Origin of the sequence: Desulfovibrio sp. 6_1_46AFAA (assembly GCF_000224635.1) — a bacterium.
GTDB lineage: Bacteria > Desulfobacterota > Desulfovibrionia > Desulfovibrionales > Desulfovibrionaceae > Desulfovibrio > Desulfovibrio fairfieldensis.
On the sequence record NZ_JH114303.1, the window covers coordinates 201,939 to 225,942 of the forward strand.

Here is a 24,004-nt window from a genome sequence, read left to right on the forward strand (position 1 = left end):
ATGCCGCATGGCCGTGCGGGCCGCGCACTCAGCGCCGACGCACAATAAGCCAGCCCTTGTTTTCCCAGAGCACATCGCCGTAAGGCTCCAGCAGAGCCCTGTCCTGCGGGCGGCCGCTCAACAGCCAGGACACGCCCGAGGCCAGCCAGGCGTCGATATAGCCTGTGGGTCCCCGCTGCATCAGGGCGTTGTAGCGCAGCCAGACGCGGGCCCAGTCCGCATCCTTGCCGTAGTAGGGATACAGACCGTCCTTGAAACTGTGGAAAAGGCCGCGCAAAGCCAGGTAACGGATGGCGGAATCACCGTTGTCGCTGAAGACCACGTCGCCGGGACGCGTCAACGCGCTCAGTTTTTCCAGCGCCTCACGCCGGGCGGCATTGTGCCGCAGCCGGTCCTCCGCCCGGTCCTGAAGCGGCAGGGTGAGGCCCGTATGCCGGGCCAGGCTGTGGAGCGCGCCCATGTGCCAGCGGTCCTGATTCAGCAGCAGGACCGCCAGGGCAATGCCGGCCAGCAGAGAAAAACGAAAAATCTTGCGCAGGCGCGGCCAGAAGCAGGCCACTCCGGAAACGACCATCAGCCAAGCCAACGGCACCAGAAAACGCGTGCCCCGGATCAAATCATGGCCCAGGGGCAAGCGGCCCAGCCGCGCGGCCAGTTGAAACTCGGCCCAGGAAAACAGGGCCACCAAAGCCAGAGCCAGCAGCATGCCGGGATACATGCGCGCCAGATCGCGCGCGCGCTCCCCGCCTCCCCATCCGGCGGACACGGTGATCAGCCAGCCCGCGCAGGCGGCGGGAAAGAGCGGAAATATCACGCTGCAGGTCAGCAGATACCCGCCCAGATCCGCCAGCATCCTCCCATAATCCGCCCCCAGGCGCAGATCGAACAAATATCTGAGCACGGCCAGATTGTCGGCGCTGAGAACAGCGGCCTGTCCCCCCAAAAGAGAACGGAGAGAAAACAGCACGGGCAGGAAAAAACATAACAGGCAGACTGCCAGGATGCCCAGATGAACAGCCCAGCTCCGCTTCTCTCTGTTCAGGGCAAAGGCCATGAACAGCATGGCCCCCGTGGCCAGCGCGCTGATATTATGCACCCAGACGCACAAACCGGCGGCCAGCATGACCAGGGGCCTGGCCCGGACATGACGCAGGGCCGCGATGCCGCCCCAGAGCAGAAAAGGAAACAGCGCGGCGAAAAATACGCGCGGCACAGGGTCGCTGTGGGTGACGCCCCAGAATGTTCCCCAGCCCACCCAGACGGTTACGCCCATGACCAGGCTCAGAACGGCGGCCAGAATGGGACTGCCGAACAGCCAGCGCCCCAGAAGATAAAAGCCCGCGTAAAAAACGAAGACCGCCAGGGCCCCGGCCCGCAGCAGGCCTACGGCATACTCGTTTCCCGGCGTGAGCAGGGCACCCAGATAACGCGCCGCATTCCAAAAAGAATGGGAATGCAGGGCCGCCGTCGGATCGGCGCTGAAACTTTCGGGATGTTGCTCCCCGGCGGTGATGTAAGCATACATGCCGAGGTCGCTGTCCAGCTCCGTCCCGTTGGCGGAAATCTCCAGCACGCCCGCCAAGGCGGCCAGCGCGTAGACCGCAATCAGCAGCAGAGCCGCTATATCCACCGCCCGGATGCGGCAACAATCACGCATGGCGACCTCCTCGCGCGCGGCCCGCAAACGGACGGGTCCGTCCGGCGGCTTTTCCTGCGCGAGCTTTTTTTGATATACGCCGTCACATAATTCATGTGAGTGATCCGTCAGAAAAATTATTCTGCCGGGAGCACAACACATTAACACGAGAAAAGCCCGCGGGCTTTTCTCGTTCCAGACTGTACAGTCTGGATTTTGAAAGGCGGTCCCCTTGGAAAAGTTGCGGCCCTATATTCAGATCGCGCGCCCGGATCACTGGTTCAAACAGTTTTTCATGTTTCCGGGTCTCTGCCTGGCTTTCCTCTTTCTGCGGGACATTCCGGCCAACCTGGCGGGAAATCTCATCCTCGGCCTGGTCAGCACCTGCTGCATCGCCTCGGCCAACTACTGCATCAACGAATATCTGGATGCGCCCAACGACAGGCAACATCCCACCAAATACCTGCGCCCGGCGGCGCAGGGCCTGGTGCGCCTGCGCTATGTGCTGCTGGAATACGCCCTGCTGGCCTGCCTCGGGCTCTGGCTGGGCTTTTATATCAATAAACTGTTTGGATTCACAGCGCTTTTTCTTCTGATCATGGGCATCTGCTATAACGTGCCGCCCCTGCGCACCAAGGATGTGCCCTATCTCGACGTCATCTCGGAATCCATTAACAATCCCTTGCGCCTGGTTCTCGGCTGGGCCATCTGCATACCCGATCATCTTCCGCCCAGCAGCTTTCTGCTGGCGTACTGGTGCGGCGGCGCTTTTCTCATGGCCCTGAAACGCTTCGCCGAACTGCGCAGCATCCGCTCCAAGGAAGTCATGGCCCGGTACCGCAAGAGCCTTGCCAGTTACACGGAACGGAAGCTGCTTGTCTCAGCCTTTTTCTACGCCATGAACACCGCGCTGTTCCTGGGCATTTCACTCATCAAGTACAAGATTGAGTTTATTTTTCTTTTTCCCTTGGTGGCCCTGTTGTTCTCCTGGTATTTCAGCATCAGCATGAACGCCGATTCCGTGGTGCAGACACCGGAAAAACTGTTTCATGAGAAAAAATTCATGCTGTATACCGCGCTGCTGGTGGTCTTGTTCTGTGCGACCTGCTTCATCAACGTGCAGAGCCTGCAATTCCTGCTGGAACCCATTAACTGACGCCGTACGGCTCTTGTGTCCAGCGGGGGACAATGCACATGACCTCAGGGTTCAGGGAACGCACCCTTTCCGCCAGCGCCGCGTCGCCGATCACATAGGCTTTGCGCGCTTCGGCCCAGACCGGCAGATCCGCTGTGGAATCGCCGAAATAGTCAAACCCGCCCCTTCCGAACATCTCACTGAGAAAGCGAGCCTTGTGCCCGCCTTTGAGATTCACCGCCGACGTGGTGGCGAAAACAGCGTCAAAAAGCGGCAATCGAACGCGCATGGCCTCGGCCACTTCCTCATAGGCGGCTGTAGCCAGGCAGACCCGGCGCCCCGTGCGGGCGGCTTCCCCCAGCAGGTCGGCCACCGAGGCATTGAGAGGCATGCGCAGACAGGCCGCCGCGCTCCAGGGGGCAAGCTGCTTTTTAAAAAAACGCCGCCCGCGCGCTACCCAGAACGGCAATACGCAGCACATCCACGGCCTGCGCGCCAGCAGATCCTTAACTCCCTCCACCAGGGTGTCTCCGGCCACCAGGGTGCCGTCCAGATCCGTCACCAAAGGGATATCTTTTCCATCCCGCTCCATGCCTATCCTCCACGCCGCCGCGCGATGAGCCAGCCGCCGTTTTCCCAGAGCACCTCGCCGTAAGGCTCCAGCAGGGCCTTGTCCCGCGGACGGCCGCTCAGCAGCCAAGGCACGCCCGAGGCAAGCCAGGCGTCGATGTAGCCCGTGGGTCCCTGCTGCATCAGGGCGTTGTAGCGCAGCCAGGTGCGGGAGCCCTGCACGTCTTTGTTATAGAAAAAAATATACCCGTCCTTAAAGGAATGCACCAGAGGGCGCTGAGCCAGATAACGCACGGCCATGGCGTCGCTGTCGCTGAAAACCGGCACACCCGGCGGCACCAGCCGTGCCAGCCTGTCCAGAGCTTCCCGATAGGCGGCGGCTCCGCGCATGGCTTCCCGCGCGTCGTCCAGCAAGGGCAGCGGCAGGCCGGTCGCTTGCGATACCGCATACTGCGCGGCCATATACTGGCGATCATGGCTCAGCAACAACACGGCCGAGGTAACGCCGCCCGCCAGCAGCAGACGCCCGGCACGGGACAGGCGAGGCCGGAAGCAGGCTAACGCGGCCACAATCATCAGCCAGGAAAGAGGCACCAGAAAACGCAGACCCCGCACGAGCTCATGCCCCAGCGGCAGACGTCCGAACTCCGGCGCAAGGCGGGATTCCGCCCAGGAAAACAACACAACCAGGACAAGGGCCAGCACAAAGGCCGGGCACATGGCGGCAAGGCGGCGCGCCCGCATTCCTCCGCGCCGCCGGACGATCAACCAGGCCGCGAAGCCGCCGCAAAGCAGGGGCAGCATCGGGCTGGAAAAACTTACCAGATGGGCCAGCCGTTCCCCCAGGCGACCATAGTCCTCCTGCCAGCGCAGGTTGAACAATTCCTGAAAAACGGCCATGTCAGCCGCACTGAAGGCGTGAGTCTGGGTCAGTGAAGGCCAGAGAAAGGCCAATACCGGTATGAAATACAACACCAGGCAGAAAACACAATTGACCAGATGCGCGACCAGGCTCTGCCCCTGGGGACGGTGCAGGGCAAAGGCCAGAAAGAACATGGCCCCGGTGTTCAAGGCGCTTATGCCGTGCACCCACATGCACAGGCCTGCGGCCAGCATGGCCGGAGGCCTCAGGAGCGCCCGCTCCTGAGCGGCCAGGGCCCCCAGCAGCAGAAAGGGCCAGAGCGCGGCGAAAAACACGCGCGGCACAGGGTCCGACTGCGCGATGCCCCAGAAAGTGCCCCACTCCACCCAGACAGTGACTCCGGCCAGCAGGGCCAGCAGAAAAGCCAGGCCCGGACTTCCGAACAGCCAGCGGCCCAAAAGGTACCAGCCCGCGTAGAAAATGAAGATAGCCAGAGCTCCGGCCCGGAACAGTCCCACCACATAGTCGTTGCCGGGGGTCAGCAGGCGCGCCGTGAAGCGTTCCAAATTCCAGATGCTGTTGGCCGGCGTGACGGCGCGCAGCACGGGATCCAAGACAAACAGTTCGGGATGATCCGCCCCGGCCATGCCTTGGGCATAGGTGGCCAGGTCACTGTCCAACTGCGCGCCGCCGACGGAAATGGACAGCACGCCCTGTAATGCGGCCCAGGCATAGCAGGCCGCCAGGGCCAGGACGAGCAGATCCCAGAGCCGGTACCGGCGTGCCGGGCCGCCTTGCGCGGACGCGGGAGCAAACGTTTGAAGCATAAAAAACGTACCGAGAGTATTATGTTGAATTATGCTCTGGCGCGCGGCGCGCAAGTAAAGCAACAGCTCGCCCGGAAAAAGCAGGCCGCCTGACAGCCCCGGTCACGCGACTGCCGCGTCAGAACTTCGCCTCGTCACCCTCCGGCATCCTGCCGCCCCTGGCGAGAAAGAGCGCGAAGCAGAGCCCGGAGGCGGCCAGCCCCATGCAGACCGAGGCCGTCATGGACCAGCGGAAGGGAAATTTATCAAAGTAAAAGAGATAGCTGCCGCACACGGCGGTCATGAACAACGCGGGCACGGTGGCCACCCAGTGCAGGCGTTTGCGGCGGCGCAGCCAGACCGCCGCCGCCCAGAGGGACACGCAGGCCAGGGTCTGGTTCGTCCAGCCGAAGGCCATCCAGATGGCCGTGAAGTCGCCTACGGCAAAGTAAATGCCCAGCAGAAAGAGCGGCACGGCCAGCACGATGCGCCGCCCCAGCGAGCCCTGCTCAAAACGGAGCACGTCGGCCAGGATGAGCCGCCCGGTGCGGAAGGCCGTGTCGCCGGTGGAAATGGGCAGGATGACCACGCCCAGAAAAACCAGGGTGCCCCCCACCAGCCCGCCCAGCAGGCCTTCGGAAGCCTTGGAAACCACCACCGCCGGAGTTCCGGCCGCCATCAGGGCCGCCGGGTCCCCGTCGTAAAAAGAAAGCCCGATGGTCACCCAGATCAGCGCCAGCACGCCCTCGGCGATCATTACCCCGTAAAACATCAGCCGGGCCTGCCCTTCCGAGCGCATGCAGCGGGCCATCATGGGCGACTGGGTGGCGTGGAAGCCCGAGATCGCCCCGCAGGCGATGGTCACGAAGAGTAAAGGCCAAAGGGGCGCACCCTTGGGGTTCAGGTTAGTGAAAAAGTCGGCCGGGCGCAGGTTGGGCAGAATGCTGTACTGGGGATTGAGCAGCAGCGCGGCCAGCAGGCCGAAGGCCATGAACAGCAGCAGGATGGCGAAAAAGGGGTATATCCTGCCGATGATCTTATCGATGGGCAGGATAGTGGCGACGAAATAATAGCTGAAAATCAGAGCGGAAAAGAACAGGGCCAGCACCTTGCCCGCAGAAACCGTGCCGTCCGCCCCGGCGCAGAACACGGCCAGCGGACAGGCTTCAAGCCACTGCAACACGGCCGCGCCGCCCTCCCAGGAACGCAGCAGCTCGCCGGTCTTGAAGGCCAGCAGCCCGGCCGGGCCGTTGACGAAAACCGCGCCCACCAGAACCATGAACCAGATGGTGAAGACCAGCATGAACCAGCGGGCATATTTGCCCAGATTGCGCCCGATGAGCTCCGGATAGGAGGCCGCCCCGTAACGCAGGCTCATGGCCCCGGTGAGGAAATCGTGCACCGCGCCCGCGAAAATGCAGCCGAAGACCACCCAGAGCAGGGCCGCGGGGCCGTACACCGCGCCCAGAATGGGCCCGAACACCGGCCCCAGGCCCGCGATGTTCAGCAACTGGATGAAAAAAATCTTGTACGGAGGCAGGGCCACGCAATCCACGCCGTCCGCCCTGCTCTGCACCGGGGTCGGCCGCGTGCGGTCAATGCCGAAAACCTTTTCCACAAAAACGCCGTACACCGCGTAACCCAGCACCAGCAGGCCCAGCGCCGCAAGAAAGCAGACCATCCCCATCCCGGCCGTCCCGCGAAGTATGTTGAAAATACTATAAATTGACGCCCATCTGCATAGTTCCGGCCGTGATAAAGGTCAAGACGCGGCCTGGGCCCTGTGTGCCCTGTCCGGCGACGATGAACCCGGGCTTTTCGAGGCCGCCCCTACCCGCCGTACCACGCGGGCCGGCCCTCCGGAACGTCGGCCCGGCAGCCCTGCCAGAGATCGCGCGCGTGCAGGGCGCGCAGCAGATCCGCCATCAGCGGGCGTTTGAGCGCGGCCCAGGCCGGGGCCACCAGTTCGCCGGGCGCGGGATCGCTTTGCAGACGGTGCATGACCAGGCGGGAAGGAATGCGCGGCAGGGCCGCGCAGAGCAGGTCCACATATTCGTCGCGCTCCAGGGGCTGGTAGCGCCCGTCCCGGTACCGGCGGGCCAGTTCCGTGCCCTCGGGCACATAAACATTGTGCAGTTTGAGGCCGTGCAGGGGCAGGCTCACGGCCCAGTCCACGCTTTCCAGAAAAGCCGCCTCGCCCTCGCCGGGCAAACCGGCCATCAGATGCCCGCAGACCAGCAGGCCGCGCCCGGCGGCTTCGGCCACGGCTTTGGCCGCGCAGGCCGCCGTATGCCCCCTGTTGACCCGGGCCAGAGTGGCGTCATGGGCGCTTTGCAGGCCCAGCTCCAGCCAGATCTCCGCAACGCCCGCTTCGGCCCCGGCCCGGAGCAGAGCGTCCAGCTTGGACGGGCTCAGGCAGTCGGGCCGCGTACCCACGGCCAGGCCGCAGCAGTCCGGCAGGGTTGCGACCGCGTGCAGCAGGTCTTGCAGGCGCTCCAGGGAGCCGTAGGTATTGGAAAAGGATTGCAGATAGGCCAGGAAACGACAGTCCGGGTCCCCGGCGCGGTACTTTTGCCGCCAAGCCTGCCACTGGACCGCCAGGGACAGGCCGCGCCCGCCCAGGCCCGAGCCCGAACCCAGGGCGTTGCAGAAGACACAACCCCGCGTGGACAGCAGGCCGTCGCGGTTGGGACAGGCCGAACCGGCGTCAAGTGGAATTTTTTGCACCCGCATGCCGTACTTGCGACGGAAATACGCGGCCAGAGTATGCCAACGCACCATACTAACGCGCCTTGCGGGCGGATTACGGGCTGTTCCGGGGCCGGTTCGGGAATCCGCCGGCCGGGACAAAGTTTTTGAACCCCACGCCCATCGTCTTGACTTCACGCCCGTTTTAGCCGAACAGTTTTCAGCCTGACGACAAAAAATTATTTCCGGACCGTTGCCGCCGCGACGGCCCCGGAATGCCGCTCCCGCCCGCCGGGACCATACGCATACCAGCACAGCGAGGCAAGCAAGAGTAATGTCCAAGATTCTGGATTTCGCACTGGGGATGTTTTCCAACGATCTGGCCATCGACCTGGGCACGGCCAATACCTGCGTCTACGTCAAGGGCCAGGGCATTGTGCTGCGCGAGCCCTCGGTGGTGGCGGTCAAAAAGGATTCGCGCGGCAACAACGTGGTGCTGGCCGTGGGCCACGACGCCAAGCGCATGCTCGGCAGAACCCCCGGCAACATCTGGGCCATCCGTCCCATGAAGGACGGCGTCATCGCCGACTTTGAAGTGACCGAGGCCATGCTGCGCCACTTCATCGCCAAAGTGCACAACTCGCGCCGCCTGGTGCGCCCCCGGATCATGATCTGCGTGCCCACGGGCATCACCCAGGTGGAGAAGCGGGCCGTCAAGGAATCCGCCCAGTCAGCCGGAGCGCGTGAAGTCTACCTGATTGAGGAACCCATGGCCGCGGCCATCGGCGCGGACCTGCCCATTCAAGAACCCACCTCCAACATGGTGGTGGACATCGGCGGCGGCACCACCGAAGTTGCGGTGATTTCCCTTTCCGGCATCGTCTATTCGCGCTCGGTGCGCGTAGGCGGGGACAAGATGGACGAAGCCATCATGACCCACGTCAAACGCAAATATAACATGCTCATCGGCGAATCCTCGGCCGAGGAAATCAAGATCAAGATCGCTTCGGCTTACCCCCTGGATCCGGAACAGCAGATTGAGGTCAAAGGCCGGGACTTGGTCACGGGCATCCCGCAGAATATCATCATCACCTCCGAGGAAGTGCGCAAAGCCATTTCCGAGCAGGTGGACAGCATTGTGCAGGCCGTGCGCATCGCCCTGGAGCAGACCCCGCCGGAACTGGCCGCGGACATTGTGGACCGCGGCATTGTGCTCACGGGCGGCGGCGCGCTGCTCAAGGGTCTGGATCAGCTTCTGCGCGAGGAGACCTCCCTGCCCATCACCGTGGTGGACGACCCGCTTTCCACAGTGGCGGTCGGCACGGGCCGGGCTCTGGACAGCCTGAACATCCTCAAAGAAGTCTGCATCGACTGACAGCGTGCGGTCTTCCACACCTTTGTGGCGTATTTTCTCCGTGGGCGACGTCATGCCGGAAGCTTCTTCCGGCATGACGTCGCCCGTGTGTATGTAATCGAGTCTGAGGCGGATATAACTCTGTGTCATTGCGGCGTATTCTGATTTTCGCGGGCATCTTGCTCATCCTCTTTCTGGGTATGTATTCCTGGAACCAGCGTACCCGTACCCTGGACGACTTTGCCGCCAACATCGGCCTGGAACTGAGCGGCGCCGTGCTCAAGCCCATGCGCTACATCCAGGATGTGGGCACGGGCTTCTGGGAGCGCTATTTCGACCTGGTGAGCGTGCGCGAGGAAAATGAGCGCCTCCAGGCCAGGGTGGCGGACCTGGAATCCCGCCTGCTGGCCAACGGCGAGGATCTGGCCGAGCTCAAACGCCTGCGCGCCCTGGTCCAGCTGCCGGTGGACGCCAGCTGGCGGCCCCTGGGCGCGCGCGTGCTGGCCGGGCGCATGGGCCCCAACGCCGTACTGGACAGCATCACCATCAGCCGGGGCTATGCCACGGGCGGACGGCCCGGCACGCCGCTGGTCACCCACATGGGCCTGGTGGGCCGTGTGCTGCGGGCCAGCGCGCATACCGCCACCGCCCTGCTGCTCACGGACCCGGGCAGCCGCATCGCGGTTTTCTCGCAGAACAGCCGGGCGCTGGGCATCCTGGCGGGGCAGGGCACGGGCCGCAAGCTGGAAGTGAATTTCGTGCAGCGCGACGCCAACGTGAAACAGGGCGAGGTGCTGATCACCTCCGGCCTGGACGGCAAATATCCCAAGGGCATTCCCGTGGCCCGCGTGCTCAGCGTGGCCCCTTCGGACTACACCCAGTTCATGGCCATTTACGCCGAGCCCCTGGTGGATCTGCAACATCTTGAAGAAGTGCTGCTGCTGGAGCCCACGGGCATCGCCCAGCCCGAGCCCGAGCCCGAAGGTCCGCCGCCTGTCTTCGTGGGGCCGCCCGCGCCGCCCGCCGCCGTGACGCCATGAGCAAGCTCCGCAACATCTGCTGGTGGATTTTCTTCATGGCCATCGCCGTCTGCCTGCAGGCCCTGGTGCCGGGCCTGGACGTGCTGGCCGTGGGCCTTATCATTCTGTTGCAGGAGCGGGACTACAAGAACATGCTCTGGCTCCTGCCGCTCTTCGTGCTCTTGCAGGAGGGCATGGGCACCCGCGAGTTCGGCGGGGTCATCGTCTGGTACGCGGCGGTCATCGCGCTGTTCAAGCTGGGCCGCTGGTTGTTCGAAGTGGAAAACTTCATTTTCATCTTTCTGCTTTCCGCCTGCCTGGGCGCGGCCTATTACGGCGTGGCCTGGCTCATGGCCCCGCTGCAGAATCTCGCTTTCAACGTGCCGGACGAGCTGGACAAAAGCCTGATCCAGGCGCTCTTCCTGCCGTTCGCCTGGCGTCTGTTGATCGCGACGCGGCACTGGACCACGGATGATGAAGAAAAATAAGCGCCTCTTCGCGCCCGGCTCCCCAAGTGCGACGCCCAGCAAAAAAGAGGGCATCCGCTCCTGGCTCAAAATCCAGGTGGAGAGCGAGGGCTACCAGCCCCCGCGCGGCGGGGTCGTGCTTTTGCAGGTGCTTGTGGGCCTGTTGTTCTTCGTCTTTGTGGTCCGCTTCTGGTACCTCCAGGTCCACCGCGGCGAGGAATTCGCCCGCCAGGCCCAGGAAAACCGCCTGCGCCAGGAGCGCATCTTCGCCCCGCGCGGCCGCATTCTGGACGACGGCGACAAGCTGCTGGCCGACAACCGCACGGCCTACGGCCTGTCCCTGGTACGCGAAGACTGCCACGACATCCCGGCCACCCTGGCCCAGATCAGCGCCTGGTCCGGCATTCCGCTGCCCCAGATCTGGGAGAAATACCAGCAGGACCGCTTCAAGGTGAAGTCTTTTGAACCCCTTCTGCTGATCACGGACATCGACTTTGACCTGGTGGCCCGCATCGAGTCCGAGATCTACGCCTGGCCGGGTCTGGAAATCGTGGTCCGCACCAAGCGCAGCTATCCGGAAAAAGAGCTTTTCGCCCATGTGCTGGGCTATGTGGCCGAAGCCAACGAGCAGGAAATGGCCAAAGATCCGGCGCTGGCCATGGGCGATCTGGTGGGCAAGCAGGGCCTGGAGCTGGAGCTGGAAAAACAGCTGCGCGGCCGCAAGGGCCTCTATGACGTGGAGGTGGACGCCCACGCCCGTGTGCTGGGCAAAGCCCTGCGCGAAGAGCCGCGCGGCGGGCATGAGGTGCATCTTTCCCTGGACCGGGGCCTCCAGCAGGCGGCCTGGGACGCCCTGGGCGGCGAGGCGGGCTGCGTGGTGGTCATGGAGCCGGACACGGGCAAGCTGCGCGCCCTGGTCACCTCCCCGGCCTACGACAACAATCTTTTCGCGGCGGGCATTTCCCAGCGGGACTGGGACGCCCTGCGCACCAGCAACCGCTTTCCCCTCCAGAACCGGGTGATCCAGAGCGTCTACCCGCCGGGCTCGGTCTGGAAGCTGGTCATGGCCGCCCTGTTCCTGGAACGCGGCGTCAATCCGCGCGAAACCGTGTTCTGCCCCGGCCAGGTCAAGCTGGGCAACCAGATTTTCCGCTGCTGGAAAAAAGGCGGGCACGGGGCCATGAACATGGAAAGCGCGCTGGTCAACTCCTGCGACGTCTATTTCTACCTCATGGCCGAGCGCCTGGGCATTGACAAGCTGGAGGAATTTGCCAAGGCTTGCGGCTTCGGGCGCCCCACGGGCATTGACCTGCCGCACGAAAAATCCGGCTTGGTGCCCTCGCGCGAATGGAAAAAGCGCCGCTTCGGCAGGCCATGGGTGCGCGGCGAGACCTACAACGTCTCCATCGGCCAGGGCTACACCCTGGTCACGCCCGTGCAGGTGGCGGTCTATGTGGCGGCCATGCTCAACGGCGGGGATCTGCTCAAGCCGCAACTGCTCAACGACGCCCCGCGCGTGGTGCAGAGCCGTATTCCGGCCAAGCCTGAAACGTTCAAGTTTGTGGTGGACGCCATGCGCAAGACCGCGGGCGTGGGCACGGCGCGGGTGGTGGGCCGCAAGGACGCGGACATGGGCGGCAAAACCGGCACGGCCCAGGTGGTCAAGTTGAAAATGACCGCCGGAGACCGCCGCGTGCGCTCCTCGGAAATGGAGTACGCCCAGCGCGACCATGCCTGGATCGCCACCTGGGGCTCCAAGAACGGCAAAACCTACGTGGTGGTGGTCATGGTGGAGCACGGCGGCGGCGGTTCCAGCGTGGCCGGACCGGTGGCCAAAAAGATTTACGATTATATCTTCGGCCCGGATTCGGGCGCGCCCGCGTCCCCGGCTCCGGCGGCAGCGCCGCGCCCTGTCCGGGGGCGGGAGGATTAGGACCTGTTAACGCTATGCCTTTTTGCCCTCCTGCTGCGTCAGATTTCACCTGCTTTTTCGGTCGGGTACCAGAAAAGTACACTCCCTCAAAGCAGGTTTATCTTCCTTGCGGGCGAACAAAAATTCTATAGCGTTAACAGGCCCTGGGGCAATTCACCTTTGAAACAGGCACATCGCCCTAATGGCCGCGAAGAGCGGACATCCGCGCCAAGTGCAGGGAAATGCCGCGTCATGGTCTTTTCGCCCTCCGCCCGCGCAGGGCGCGTTCCGTGTGAAGGTCGCACAGGTTTGAAATATATTTCCTCCGCCCGGAGCTCGCATGGATAAACGCCTGTTCAGCTACATCAACTGGGGCCTGCTGGCCTGCATGTTCCTGCTCTATTTTCTGGGCGTGGGCAATCTGTACTCCGCCAGCGGCACGCGGCTGGAAGACGGTCTGGCCTTTTCCGGTTTTTACCAGCGCCAGTTGATCTGGGGCGTGTGCGGCCTGGCCTGCATGCTTCTGGCCATGAGCTTTGACTATCGCCAATTGCGCAACCTGGCCTGGCCCTTTTTTCTAATCAGTCTGGCGCTGCTGATCCTGGTGCCCGTGGCGGGCAAAACCGTCTACGGGGCCAAGCGTTGGCTCTCCCTGGGCTTCATGAGCATCCAGCCCTCGGAACTGGCCAAGCTGGCCGTGCTGGTGCTGGCCGCGCGTCTGCTGGCCCGCGACGGGCGCCCGCTGGGCTGGAAGGATTTCAGCGCCGTGCTGGCTGTGGGCCTGATTCCAGCCGCCCTGATCGTCACCCAGCCGGATCTGGGCACCACTCTGATGATCCTGCTGATTCTGGGCGGCATGATCCTCTTCCACGGGCTCAAGGGCTATGTGCTCAAAACCTGCCTGCTGGCCGTGCCCTGCGCGGCGGCCTTCATGTGGTTCGTGGGCATGCACGACTATCAGCGGCAACGCATCCTGACGTTTCTGGACCCCGGCAACGACCCGCGCGGCACGGGCTACCACATTCTGCAGTCGCGCATCGCCATCGGTTCGGGCCAGCTCTGGGGCAAGGGCTTCAAGGAAGGCACCCAGAGCCAGCTCCGCTTTCTGCCGGAACGCCATTCGGACTTCGCCGTGGCCGTGTTCGGCGAGGAATGGGGCTTTGTGGGCTGCGTGGCCCTGGTCACCCTGTTCTGCCTCTTCCTACTCTCGATCTTCTCCACGGCGGTACAGGCCAAGGACCGCTTCGGCAGCATGCTGGTGGTGGGAGTCTTCTTCTATTTCTTCTGGCAAATTTTCATCAATATGGGCATGGTCATCGGGCTGATGCCGGTGGTGGGCATTCCCCTGCCCTTCATCAGTTACGGCGGCAGCGCCACTCTGGTCAATTTCACGCTGCTGGGCATTGTGCTCAACGTGTCCATGCGGCGCTTCATGTTCAAGGGATAAGTGTTAACCGCTCCAGAGGGTGTCACATGAGATGAATTTTCGTGTTATATCAATGAGAAAGAGCCTTTTAGCGCTGCTGTCTTTATCCGTAATGCTCGTTCCTCGCATAACGGCTAAAGCATGAAGGAAGTGTACTCTTGCCTCAGCCGTTGCAGCGAAGCTGCTTACGGATGAGGACAGCAGAGCTATGGTACTCGACCGGAATAAAAGGCGAATTTCGACGCGGAGATAACCGAAAAGACACTCATAACGACACCCTCTAATGGCGAAATGGGGGGTACCCGTGGGTAAGGACGAAATCGCATATCTCGGTTCCGACACCGTGTATGAAGGCAAACTCACCTTCAAGGGCACGGTGCGCATTGAAGGCAAATACACCGGCGAAATCGTCAGCGACGGCACGCTGAACGTGGGCAAGGACGCCCAAGTGGACGGCACGCTGAACGTGGGCGAACTGCTGCTTTCGGGCCGCTTTTCCGGCGAGGTCACGGCCAAGCGCCGGGTGGTGGTCTATGCCTCGGGCGTGCTCGAGGGCACGTTGCAGACGCCCAACCTGCTCACCGAGGAAGGCGGCGTCATTGAAGGCCAGGTGGTCATGAAAAATCCCGGCAAGGCTCCGGCCAAGGGCCTGCTGGGCGGCAAGGACGCCTGAACCCCGGACGCGAGCCGCCCTGCCCCGGCGGGAGCGGCCGAACGGAGCGCGTTGCCTGAGCGGAAAAAATAGATCATACTTGAGAAAGTAAAGGCAAAGGTTTTGACCTTTGCCGTCATCAGAGCAGGCTAACTTTGAGAATTACCATTTTCAACGTTACTTTGCTCCGGGCATTCTCGCCGCGCCCCCGCCCCTGGCGGACGGGTGCGGTCCACAGCGTTCCTCAAGGAGGCACTCATGGCACAAGATTATTTTCGCGCACTCAGGGACGTGGCGCTGGTGATCAACTCCAGCCTCGAGCCCAAAGAAGTCCTGCATAAAATCACGGAGCAAACCGCCGCCACCATGGGCTGCAAGGCCAGCACCATCCGCCTGCTGGACAGCACCGGGCGCTTTCTGCTGCCCAGCGCGGCTTCCGGCCTTTCGGGCACCTACATGCGCAAGGGACCGGTGGAGGTCAAACGCAGCGGCCTGGACGGTGAAGTGCTGGCCGGCAAAACCATCCACCTCAAGGACGCCACGGCCGACGGCCGCTTCCAGTACCCCGAATCGGCCAAGGCAGAGGGGCTGGTTTCCGTGCTTTCCGCGCCGCTCATGGCTGACGGCAAGGCCATCGGCCTGATCCGCGTCTATTCCGACGTGGAGCGCGACTTCACCCCCGACGAGCAGACCTTTATGGAAGCCGTGGCCGCCATTTCGGCCCTGGCCATTGAAAACGCGCGCCTGCACGAGGCCCTGCGCAATAATTACGAGCTGATGGCCAAGCATGCCTACTCGGTCTACGAAGACTAAACAGGCCCGGCCCTTTGCCCGCTGGCGGCGTCAGGCTTCGCTTCGCGCGCCGGTCACGTATGTTTTGATACGCTCCCGGCACTCGAAGCTCGCCTTCCTTGCCAGCAAACAAAAATCCGGGCCTGTTGCATAATCGGGCAACGAGCTGTTTTTCCTTTTTATGTTGAGGACATACACATGAAAAAAGTCAAAGTGGGCATCAACGGCTTCGGCCGCATCGGCCGCCAGGTTTTCCGCGCCCTGCACAAGAGCTACAAGGACCGCGTGGAAGTGGTGGCCATCAACGATCTCTTCGACGCGGAAACCAACTTCCATCTGGCGGAATACGACTCGGTCTACGGCCGGGGTTATCTGGACGCCAAGGTCGACGGCCGGGAAGTGACCGTGGGCGACTGGAACATCCACTGCTTTTCCGAGCGCGACCCCAAGCAGCTGGCCTGGGGCGCGCATGACGTGGACGTTGTGATTGAAAGCACGGGCATTTTCCGCACCGCGCCGCAGGCCGGCGTGCACCTGGACAACGGGGCCAAAAAGGTCATCATCACCGCCCCGGCCAAGGAAGAGGACATCACCATCGTCATGGGCGTGAATCAGGACCAGTACGACCCGGCCAAGCACAATATCGTGTCCAACGCCTCGTGCACCACCAACTGCCTGGCCCCGGTGGCCCTGGTGCTGCAACGCGAGTTCGGCATCCAGATCGGCAATATGGTCACCATCCACTCCTATACCAACGACCAGCGCATTCTGGACATGGCCCACAAAGACCCGCGCCGAGCCCGCGCCGCGGCCTGCAACATCATCCCCACCTCCACGGGCGCGGCCCAGGCCGTGGCCAAGGTCATTCCCGAACTCAAAGGCAAGTTCAGCGGCTATTCGTTGCGCGTGCCCACGCCCACGGTGTCGGTGGTGGACTTTTCCGGCATTCTGGAAAAGCAGACGGATACCGAAACCCTGCTGGGCAAGCTCAAGGAAGCCGCGGACAGCTATCTCAAGGGCGTGCTGGAATACAACGACAAGCCTCTGGTTTCCATGGACTTCAAGGGCAATCCGGCCTCGTCCATCCTGGAAGCCTCCTACACCACCGTGCAGGACGGCCGCATGGTCAAGGCCGTGGCCTGGTACGACAATGAATGGGGCTATTCCAATCGGGTCTGCGACCTGGTCTGCCTGATGCAGGACAAGGGCCTCTAGAGCAGATTAACTTTGAAATTTGTAAAATTTCAAAGTCGGCATTCCGGCGAAAAACGTGGTTATCGTTGCTGTCGATCCCCGTATGGTCCCGTTGGCGCCAACGGGGACAGCCCTACGGGCCGCCCGTCGGGCCGGTCTTCGCGGCGCGACGCACTATGTGCGGTGTCAGAGCGGGTTACCTTTAGAAGGTAAACCGCTCTAGCCCCTCCGGCGCCGGCATCGTTCTCATCCCGTGGCGGAAAGCGTCTCCGCCACGGGATGAGAAAACATCTCTCCCCCCGAAAAACAGAGGCACACGCATGGATTTCTCCCACACCGGAATCACGCGGCCCCTTTCCCGGTCCTTCATTCTCACGGCCGCATTTCTTCTTTTCCTGATCTCGCCCTTCCCAGCCTCGGGCGCGAACCGGGATACGTCCGACAAAAATACATTAAGCGACGGCTACCCCTCCGCCAACAAGGCCGAGGTGGAGGCAAAACTGCGCGCCAAGGGCAAGCGCCCCTGGATTGAGCGGGAAAAAGGCATGGGCGTCGTGACTCTGAAAAGCGGCGGCACGCTGCGCGAGGATTTTTTGCCGCTGGACGCCTATGAGGCTTACAGCGATGTGGATCTGCGCGACACAATGCCCAAATTCGCCCCGGGCTACGACAACCAGAAAGGCAAAGCCGACGCCGTTTCCCGCGCTCTGGAAAACTGGCTCAAAAAACGCCTGCCTTTCGGTTTCAAGGCTCTGGCCGGCGACGGCAAGGTGGACGTGGTCAAGCTGGAGAAGTACGGCGGCGTCAAAGCCTATGCCTTCATCATTCCCATGGGCCGCGAGCTGGCCGCCATTGCGCCCGACCACAAGCATTTCTACTATAAAGTACCCGACGTGCTGCGCGCGCTGGAGGGCTTTCTGGCCACCCAGCCCGAACTGGCCAAGGTCATCTGGCTTGAACGCGGCGACAACTTCTTCATGTTCGTGCTGCAACGCAAGAAATAGCGGCTGCCGTGCCGCCGCGCGGCGCGTTACGGCGCGGGCGCCGTTGCCCACGAGCAGGCCCAGGCATACCCCGCATATTTTGCGCATCGTTTCTCTCCAAAAATGTTTTGCCGCTGCCCCCGTCAGGGAGCAGCGGCATTTTCGGTTGTACACAAAAGTCGAGCTGGCCGCCGGAACCTATCCGGCCGGACAATCCAACATCAGGCGAAGTTGTAACCCGCTTCCAGGGCCTGGGCATTGACCGGGATCAGTTTGGCGTAGTGCGCGCTGACCACCCGCCTGAGGGCTTCCTGCACCGCCCTGAGCGGCAGCGCGCCCGTGGCCTTGAGCCATGCCCCCAGCGCCACCATATTGGCCAGCTTCACGTTGCCCAGTTCATGGGCCATGTCGTTGGCCGGAATGTAGACGCTGCGCAGGCCGGCATCCAGCAGCCCCTGGCTGACCAGCGAGGCGTTGACGATCTGCACGCCCCCGGCCCGCAGGCGCGGTTGGAATTTGTCCAGCGAGGGCTCGTTGAGCACAATGGTGGACAAGGGCTCGCGCACCAGGGGCGAGCCGATGGGGTGACTGTCCAGCACTACGGTGCAGTTGGCCGTGCCGCCGCGCATTTCCGCGCCGTAGACCGGAATGAAGCTCACTTCCAGGCCCTGTTCCATACCGGCCTGCGCCAGCAGATTGCCGATCAGCATCACGCCCTGGCCGCCGAAACCGGCCATAATCACGTCCTGATACTCAGCCACGGGGGGCCTCCTTTGCCTGCGCGTCCTCCGCAACTGGCGCAACAGGACCGGCCCCGGCCGTGGCGTCCTTGAACACGCCCAGGGGGAAGACCGGAATCATGGCCTCGGCAATGCGCTTGTTGGCCGCCACCGGGTCCAGATGCCAGTTGGTGGGGCAGCCCGAAAGCAGCTCCACAAAACCGAAACCCAGACCGTCCAGTTGGACCTCGAAAGCCTTGCGCATGGCCTTTTTGGCCACCCGCACATGTTTGACCGAATCCAGGGCGCAACGCTCTGCATAGGCCACGCCTTCGAGCTGGGCCATGATCTCGGCCAGGCGCACCGGGCCGCCCTCGTTGCTCAGGGAGCGGCCCTGCCGGGTCGTGGTGGTTTTCTGGCCTACCAGGGTGGTGGGGGCCATCTGGCCGCCGGTCATGCCGTAGACCGTATTGTTGATGAAGATGGTGGTGATCTTTTCGCCCCGGTTGGCCGCGTGCAGGGACTCGGCCAAGCCGATGGCGGCCATGTCGCCGTCGCCCTGATAGGTGAAGACCACGGCGTCGGGCCGGGCGCGCCGCACGCCCGTGGCCACGGCACAGGCCCGGCCGTGCGGCGCTTCCAGGCCGTCCACGTTGAAATAGTCGTAGGTGAAGGTGGCGCAGCCCACCGAGGCCACCAGTATGGTTCTGTCCGCCACGCCCAGCTCATGCAGCACCTCGCTGACCAGGCGGTGGGCAATGCCGTGATGGCAGCCGGGGCAGTAATGGGTGGGGCACTCATTGAGCACGGGGGTGACGTCAAACACCAGACGTTCGCCCGGCTGCGGGCGCAGCGCATCGGCCGTTTCCGAAATCCGCGTCATTATTTCTTCTCCTTGAGCGCCCGGAGGATGGGGTCGGTCAGCGCGTCCGCGCCGATGAACAGGCCGGGCATGACCCCGTGCCAGGCCACCGGGGCCGCGCTGTTGAGCGCCAGGCGCACATCCTCGACCATCTGGCCGGTATTCTGCTCGATAACCAGGAAACGCCGCCCCGGCGCCAAGGCGCGCAGGGCTTCGTCCGGGAAGGGATACAAGGTCACGGGCCGGAACAGACCCAATCGATGCCCCTGACCGCGCAACTGGCGGATGGCGCTGCGCGCGATGCGGGCCATGGAACCGAAAGCCACCACCACCAGCTCGGCGTCGTCCACGTCCATCTGTTCAAAGGCCGCTTCCGCGCGCATGGCCTCGTACTTTTCCATCAGCAGACGATTGCGCGCGGCCAGGGCTCCCTCGGCCAGATAGACGGATTTGAGCAGGCGCGGCGCGGCGGCGGGGCCGCGTTTGCCGTAGCCTTCCAGCCGCCAGGCGCGGGCCGTGTCCTGAATCGCCTCCGGCCGCATGGCCTCTTTGGGCGGCTCGCGGCGCACGGGCTCCTTGATCTGCCCCACAATGGCGTCGCCCAGCACCATGACCGGGTTGGCGTATTTGAAGGCCAGGGCAAAGGCCCGGAACATGAAATCATAACACTCCTGCGCCGTGGCCGGGGCCAGGACCAGGTTGCGGTGGTCGCCGTGGCCGCCGCCCTTGACCGCCTGAAAATAGTCGCCCTGGGACGGGCCGATATCCCCCAGGCCGGGGCCGCCGCGCTGCATGTTGACGATGACGCCGGGCACATGGCTGCCCGCCATGTAGGAAATGGCCTCCTGCATCAGGGAGATGCCGCAGCCCGAGGACGAAGTCATGGCCGGAATGCCGCAGGCCGCCGCGCCCAACAGCATGTTGGAGGCGGCCACTTCGCTTTCGGCCTGCACAAACTGGCCGCCGTTCTCCGGCAGCAGCACCGAAAGCGCTTCGGGAATTTCATTCTGGGGCGTGATGGGATAGCCGAAATAACAACGGCAGCCCGCGTCCACCGCGCCGAAGGCCACGGCCTCATTGCCTTTGATCAGCACGCGCTCCGTCTGTGATGCGCTCATATGGCGCCTCCTTCGGCCGCGTTTTCGGCTTTGACGCTTCTGAATACCCGGATGGCCGTGTCCGGGCACATGACAGCGCAGGACGCGCAGCCCGTGCACTGGCCGCTCATTTCCATGATTTCATAACCCTGGCGGTTGAAACGGCCTGACGGACGCAGGATATGCACAGGGCAGACCTCCACGCAGAGCCGGCAGCCCTTGCAGCGATCTTCCAAAAAAACTACTCGTGACATATGTTTTTTGCACTCCTTCTAGTGTCGCGCCAAGCGACACATGTCGCAAACCCGCAAGGGGTTGCGCGCCGCCGCAGGCGGCGTAAACACAGCAAAAATCGCGTTTTTTGCTGTGTGATCTTCACGCTGAACCGACAGGTGAGGCGTGACATTTCACTAGTGCCCAATTGCAAAAATTTCGAGCATAGGCATGCTCTCAATTTTCGCAGGATCGTCCGCGAAAAAACGTGATTTTCGCGGTCTCACGGCGGCTGCGCCGCCGCAGAACCCTACGGGCTTCGGGCACCTGATTTTTCAAATCAGACACCAGCGACAGCACGGGGAAGTCCCGCGCCGGAAAAGGACCGGGGAACCGGGCCCGCCCTTATTTAATGAGCATGGCGTCCCCATAAGAAAAAAAGCGGTAGCCCCTGGTCACGGCTTCGGCATAGGCCGCCAGCATGCGCTCGCGCCCGGCAAAGGCCGAAACCAGCATGAGCAGGGAGGATTCCGGCAGATGAAAATTGGTCAGCACCGCGTCCACCACGCGGAAGCTCCTGCCGGGATAGAGAAAAATGTCCGTCCAACCCGTGTAGGGCTGCACCCGGCCGCAGAGTTCGGCCACGCCCTCCAGGGTACGCACGCTGGTGGTGCCCACGGCCACCACGGGACGGCCCTGGGCCTTGGCCCTGGCTATGGCCGCGGCCGTGGCCTCCGGCACTTCCACGTATTCGCGGTGCATGCGGTGGCTGCGGATGTCCTCGCAACGCACCGGGCTGAAGGTGCCGTAGCCCACATAGAGCGTCACCTCGGCCCACTCAAAGCCCCGGTCCGCCAGCTTTTCACGCATGGCCGGGGTGAAGTGCAGCCCGGCCGTGGGCGCGGCCACGGAGCCGGTTTTGTCGCTTCTGGCGTAGACGGTCTGGTAACGGCTGAGGTCTTCCTCGCCGTCGGCGCGCTTGATATAGGGGGGCAACGGGATATGCCCGGTGGCCGCGAAGGCCTTGGCCAGGTCGCCCTGCCAGGCCAGGCGTACCCGGCGCTGCCCGAAGGGGCCGGATTCCAGCACGGTCACGCTGATGCCCGCGCCGAAAGCGAAGGTTTCGCCCTCGCGCACGCTGCCCCCGCAACGCACCAGGCCCTCGGCCTCGGCGCTGAAGGCCTCCGCGCCGCCGGCCCCGCCAAGGCGCTTGTCGGGCCGGGCACGCTCCATGACCAGGGGCAGAGGCGTGAGCAGCAGAAATTCCACCTTGCCGCCCGTGCCGCGCGAACCCAGCAGGCGGGCCTGCAAGACGCGCGAATTGTTGGCGATGATCAGCGCATTCTCCGGCAGGCAGTCGGGCAGATCGCCGAACATGCCGTGGCGCAGCTCAGGGCGGGGATCGGAAGCGCCCTTGCGCGGCAGGACCAGCAAACGGGACGCGCCCCGCTCTTCCGGGGGAAACTGGGCGATCTGCTCCGGCGGCAGATCAAAACGGTAACTGCTCAGAGAAAAATCCGCTTCGTCGGGAATCATGGCTGTGGCGGGCCTCATTGCTGCGCCCGCCCCGGCGCCGGACTTGTCAGGGCGCGGCGGAGAGGCTAGGCTGTGTTCCTGAATCCGGACGACCTGTCATGTCCGGGGGAAGGAGTATAGCCATGCGACGCACGCTTGTCACCCTCGCTCTGGGGCTGGTCCTCGCCGCCGCTCAGGGCTGCGCCTCCATGGGCGTCAGCAATCCCTTTTCCAACGACCCGCTCACCGGCGGCGCGGACGTTACATCCAGCCAGTTGCTGAACGTACCCCTGCCCTCCGGCATGCAGCGCTATGCCTCGCACGGCTATATGAACTACGGCGCGGACGGGGAGCGCGAGGGCCTGGAAACCCTGCGCGGCAATGTGGACGCCTCGCGGGCGGCCCAGAGCATGTTCACGGCCCTGCAAAGCCAGGGCTGGCAGCTGCGGCTCTCCCAGCGCAAGGGAGACCGCTCCCTCTATGTCTATGACAAGGGCAACAGCCTGGCGGTGCTGGCCTTCCGCCGTCAGACCGTGCTGACCATCCTGGAAATCTGGGTGGGCAGCCGCCTGCCCGACGGCTCGGCCCTCAGCCTGCCCGGCGGCTCGGACAGCGGCGCGGAACTGTCCGGCGAGGAATACGCGCCCCTGGGCAACGAGTCAGGCCAAAGCACGCCCACGCCGCCGCCCGTTCCCGGCACCACGGAGCAGTGGGGCGCGGGCGCGTCCGGCGGCCTGCAGGAGCGCACGCTGTGAGCCCGACCCCGGCCGCATCCCTTGCCACGCCTTTTGACCGGAGCACGCGCTTTGCCCATAAGCGACTGCATCTGGGGGTCTGCGGTTCGGTGGCCTGCTACCGGGCCACGGAGCTGCTGCGGGCCTGGCTCAGGCTGGGCATCCATGTTTCGGTCACGCTCACGGACGGGGCCCGGCGTTTCGTCACCCCCCTGCTCTTCGAATCCTTGGGCGCAATGCCGGTCTACGGCGGCATGTTCGAAGCCGGTCAGGATATTTTCTCCCATCTGGAGCCGGGACAGTGCGCCGAGGCCATGGTCGTGGCCCCGGCCTCGGCCGACGCCCTGGCGCGCCTGGCCCACGGCGCGGCCTCGGACATGCTGGCGGCCCAGGCTCTGGCCTTTGACGGCCCGCTGGTCCTGGCACCGGCCATGAACCCGCGCATGTGGTCCCATCCGGCCACCCGGGCCAACGCGGCTCTGCTGGAGCAGCGCGGCGCGCGTTTCGTGGGGCCGGACAACGGCGGCACGGCCTGCGGCGACGACGGCCAAGGGCGTCTGGCCGCCCTGCCGGAAATTTTTCTGGCCGGACTGCAAGCCCTGTCCCCCCAGGACATGGCCGGCCTGCGGGTCATGGTCACGCTGGGCCCCACGCGCGAAGCCTGGGACGGCGTGCGCTTCTGGTCCAATCCCTCCAGCGGCCTGATGGGCTCGGCCCTGGCCGTGTGCGCCTGGCTGCGCGGAGCCGAAGTGACGGCAATCTGCGGGCCGGGAGTGAGCGCTTTTCTGCCGCGAGGCGTGCAACGGCACGACGTGACGAACGCGCACGGGATGTACGAGGCCGCGCGCGGGCTCTGGCCGGATATGGACATGGGCATGTTCACGGCGGCGGTGGCCGATTTTTCACCCGCGCCCCTTGGGGAACGCAAATTCAAGAAATCCGAGGCGCCTGACGGCTTCAGCCTGGATTTCAGGCCCAACCCGGATATTCTGCACAACCTGGCCGCCGTGCGCCGTCCCGGCCAGAAGGTGCTGGGTTTCGCGGCAGAGACCGCGCCGGACATGGACGCCCTGTTGCCCCTGGCGCGCGCCAAACTGGCCCGCAAAAAAGCCGACCTGCTGGCGGCCAATCGCGTCAACGCCGTGGGCAGCGGCTTCGGCACGCCCACCAACAGCATGGCCGTGGCGGACGCGCGCGGGCGCGAGGAAATCTGGCCCTCACAAAGCAAGGCCGATGTGGCCTGGGAGCTCTGCACATGGCTTTTGCGGATCTGAATCCGCTGGGCGCGCTCTGGCGGGGCCACGGCCTGCGCTGCCTGCTGCTGCCGGAGGACGCGCCTCCGGCCTGCTCGCTCTGCGCCGAGCCGGG

The 24,004-nt window shown here is 63.8% G+C and carries 22 protein-coding genes; 12 read left to right on the top strand and 10 right to left on the bottom strand.

The window, feature by feature from the left end; genetic code table 11:
* Positions 1-28: 28 nt before the first annotated feature.
* Complete coding sequence (locus tag HMPREF1022_RS10630) at positions 29-1,657, bottom strand: hypothetical protein (RefSeq protein ID WP_009303109.1); 1,629 nt, start codon at positions 1,655-1,657, stop codon at positions 29-31.
* Between the two features lie 211 nt (positions 1,658-1,868).
* On the opposite strand from HMPREF1022_RS10630, the gene HMPREF1022_RS10635 reads away from it, so the two are divergent.
* Positions 1,869-2,792, top strand: coding sequence for a UbiA prenyltransferase family protein (locus HMPREF1022_RS10635; RefSeq protein ID WP_008682456.1), 924 nt, complete (start codon positions 1,869-1,871; stop codon positions 2,790-2,792).
* Here HMPREF1022_RS10635 and HMPREF1022_RS10640 read toward each other — a convergent pair.
* The 4 genes from HMPREF1022_RS10640 to HMPREF1022_RS10655 all read right to left on the bottom strand — a co-directional run bounded on the left by HMPREF1022_RS10640 (position 2,785) and on the right by HMPREF1022_RS10655 (position 7,790).
* Positions 2,785-3,363 carry a prenyltransferase gene (locus HMPREF1022_RS10640; RefSeq protein WP_008682466.1) on the bottom strand — a complete coding sequence of 193 codons (579 nt, stop codon included), beginning with the start codon at positions 3,361-3,363 and terminating at the stop codon, positions 2,785-2,787. The two genes, HMPREF1022_RS10635 and HMPREF1022_RS10640, sit on opposite strands and share 8 nt — an antisense overlap.
* Positions 3,364-3,365: 2 nt before the next feature.
* Positions 3,366-5,030, bottom strand: a complete 1,665-nt coding sequence (locus HMPREF1022_RS10645) for a hypothetical protein (RefSeq protein WP_009303110.1) — start codon at positions 5,028-5,030, stop codon at positions 3,366-3,368.
* A gap of 118 nt (positions 5,031-5,148) precedes the next feature.
* Positions 5,149-6,696 (bottom strand): carbon starvation CstA family protein, encoded by a 1,548-nt coding sequence (locus HMPREF1022_RS10650; RefSeq protein WP_009303111.1) that lies wholly within the window; start codon positions 6,694-6,696, stop codon positions 5,149-5,151.
* Positions 6,697-6,839: 143 nt separating this feature from the next.
* Positions 6,840-7,790, bottom strand: a complete 951-nt coding sequence (locus HMPREF1022_RS10655; protein ID WP_009303112.1) for a TIGR01212 family radical SAM protein — start codon at positions 7,788-7,790, stop codon at positions 6,840-6,842.
* Positions 7,791-8,031: 241 nt separating this feature from the next.
* On the opposite strand from HMPREF1022_RS10655, the gene HMPREF1022_RS10660 reads away from it, so the two are divergent.
* The 9 genes from HMPREF1022_RS10660 (at position 8,032) to HMPREF1022_RS10700 (ending at position 17,517) form a co-directional block, all read left to right on the top strand.
* Complete coding sequence (locus tag HMPREF1022_RS10660; RefSeq protein ID WP_008682471.1) at positions 8,032-9,072, top strand: rod shape-determining protein; 1,041 nt, start codon at positions 8,032-8,034, stop codon at positions 9,070-9,072.
* A gap of 122 nt (positions 9,073-9,194) precedes the next feature.
* Complete coding sequence (gene mreC, locus HMPREF1022_RS10665) at positions 9,195-10,091, top strand: rod shape-determining protein MreC (protein WP_009303113.1); 897 nt, start codon at positions 9,195-9,197, stop codon at positions 10,089-10,091.
* The gene (locus HMPREF1022_RS10670; protein WP_008682474.1) at positions 10,088-10,558 is read left to right on the top strand and encodes a hypothetical protein; all 471 of its coding nucleotides are present in this window, start codon (positions 10,088-10,090) and stop codon (positions 10,556-10,558) included. Before mreC ends, HMPREF1022_RS10670 begins: the two co-directional genes overlap by 4 nt.
* Positions 10,545-12,470, top strand: coding sequence for a penicillin-binding protein 2 (mrdA, locus tag HMPREF1022_RS10675; RefSeq protein ID WP_008682476.1), 1,926 nt, complete (start codon positions 10,545-10,547; stop codon positions 12,468-12,470). Before HMPREF1022_RS10670 ends, mrdA begins: the two co-directional genes overlap by 14 nt.
* A gap of 319 nt (positions 12,471-12,789) precedes the next feature.
* Positions 12,790-13,896, top strand: coding sequence for a rod shape-determining protein RodA (rodA, locus tag HMPREF1022_RS10680; RefSeq protein ID WP_008682478.1), 1,107 nt, complete (start codon positions 12,790-12,792; stop codon positions 13,894-13,896).
* Positions 13,897-14,179: 283 nt separating this feature from the next.
* Complete coding sequence (locus tag HMPREF1022_RS10685) at positions 14,180-14,548, top strand: bactofilin family protein (RefSeq protein WP_008682480.1); 369 nt, start codon at positions 14,180-14,182, stop codon at positions 14,546-14,548.
* 237 nt (positions 14,549-14,785) lie between these two features.
* Complete coding sequence (locus tag HMPREF1022_RS10690) at positions 14,786-15,340, top strand: GAF domain-containing protein (RefSeq protein WP_008682481.1); 555 nt, start codon at positions 14,786-14,788, stop codon at positions 15,338-15,340.
* Between the two features lie 177 nt (positions 15,341-15,517).
* Positions 15,518-16,534, top strand: coding sequence for a type I glyceraldehyde-3-phosphate dehydrogenase (gap, locus tag HMPREF1022_RS10695; protein WP_008682483.1), 1,017 nt, complete (start codon positions 15,518-15,520; stop codon positions 16,532-16,534).
* A gap of 299 nt (positions 16,535-16,833) precedes the next feature.
* A complete protein-coding gene (locus tag HMPREF1022_RS10700) occupies positions 16,834-17,517 on the top strand; it encodes a hypothetical protein (protein ID WP_008682485.1) in 684 nt (227 codons plus the stop codon).
* Between the two features lie 200 nt (positions 17,518-17,717).
* Here HMPREF1022_RS10700 and HMPREF1022_RS10705 read toward each other — a convergent pair whose 3' ends face one another.
* The 5 genes from HMPREF1022_RS10705 to queA all read right to left on the bottom strand — a co-directional run bounded on the left by HMPREF1022_RS10705 (position 17,718) and on the right by queA (position 21,923).
* Positions 17,718-18,257, bottom strand: coding sequence for a 2-oxoacid:acceptor oxidoreductase family protein (locus tag HMPREF1022_RS10705; RefSeq protein ID WP_008682486.1), 540 nt, complete (start codon positions 18,255-18,257; stop codon positions 17,718-17,720).
* Positions 18,250-19,098, bottom strand: coding sequence for a thiamine pyrophosphate-dependent enzyme (locus HMPREF1022_RS10710; protein ID WP_008682487.1), 849 nt, complete (start codon positions 19,096-19,098; stop codon positions 18,250-18,252). Before HMPREF1022_RS10710 ends, HMPREF1022_RS10705 begins: the two co-directional genes overlap by 8 nt.
* On the bottom strand, positions 19,098-20,195 hold the full coding sequence (gene vorB, locus HMPREF1022_RS10715; RefSeq protein ID WP_008682488.1) for a 3-methyl-2-oxobutanoate dehydrogenase subunit VorB: 1,098 nt from the start codon (positions 20,193-20,195) through the stop codon (positions 19,098-19,100). Before vorB ends, HMPREF1022_RS10710 begins: the two co-directional genes overlap by 1 nt.
* Complete coding sequence (locus HMPREF1022_RS10720; RefSeq protein WP_008682489.1) at positions 20,192-20,428, bottom strand: indolepyruvate ferredoxin oxidoreductase subunit alpha; 237 nt, start codon at positions 20,426-20,428, stop codon at positions 20,192-20,194. The genes vorB and HMPREF1022_RS10720 overlap by 4 nt, the downstream gene beginning before the upstream one ends.
* A 364-nt stretch (positions 20,429-20,792) precedes the next feature.
* Positions 20,793-21,923: a tRNA preQ1(34) S-adenosylmethionine ribosyltransferase-isomerase QueA gene (queA, locus tag HMPREF1022_RS10725; RefSeq protein ID WP_008682490.1), complete on the bottom strand. Its 1,131-nt coding sequence runs from the start codon at positions 21,921-21,923 to the stop codon at positions 20,793-20,795.
* A 122-nt stretch (positions 21,924-22,045) separates the two neighbouring features.
* On the opposite strand from queA, the gene HMPREF1022_RS10730 reads away from it, so the two are divergent.
* Together HMPREF1022_RS10730 and coaBC are read left to right on the top strand one after the other, a co-directional pair.
* Complete coding sequence (locus HMPREF1022_RS10730) at positions 22,046-22,657, top strand: hypothetical protein (protein ID WP_008682491.1); 612 nt, start codon at positions 22,046-22,048, stop codon at positions 22,655-22,657.
* Positions 22,654-23,910 (top strand): bifunctional phosphopantothenoylcysteine decarboxylase/phosphopantothenate--cysteine ligase CoaBC, encoded by a 1,257-nt coding sequence (coaBC, locus tag HMPREF1022_RS10735; protein ID WP_009303115.1) that lies wholly within the window; start codon positions 22,654-22,656, stop codon positions 23,908-23,910. Before HMPREF1022_RS10730 ends, coaBC begins: the two co-directional genes overlap by 4 nt.
* Positions 23,911-24,004: the final 94 nt, after the last annotated feature.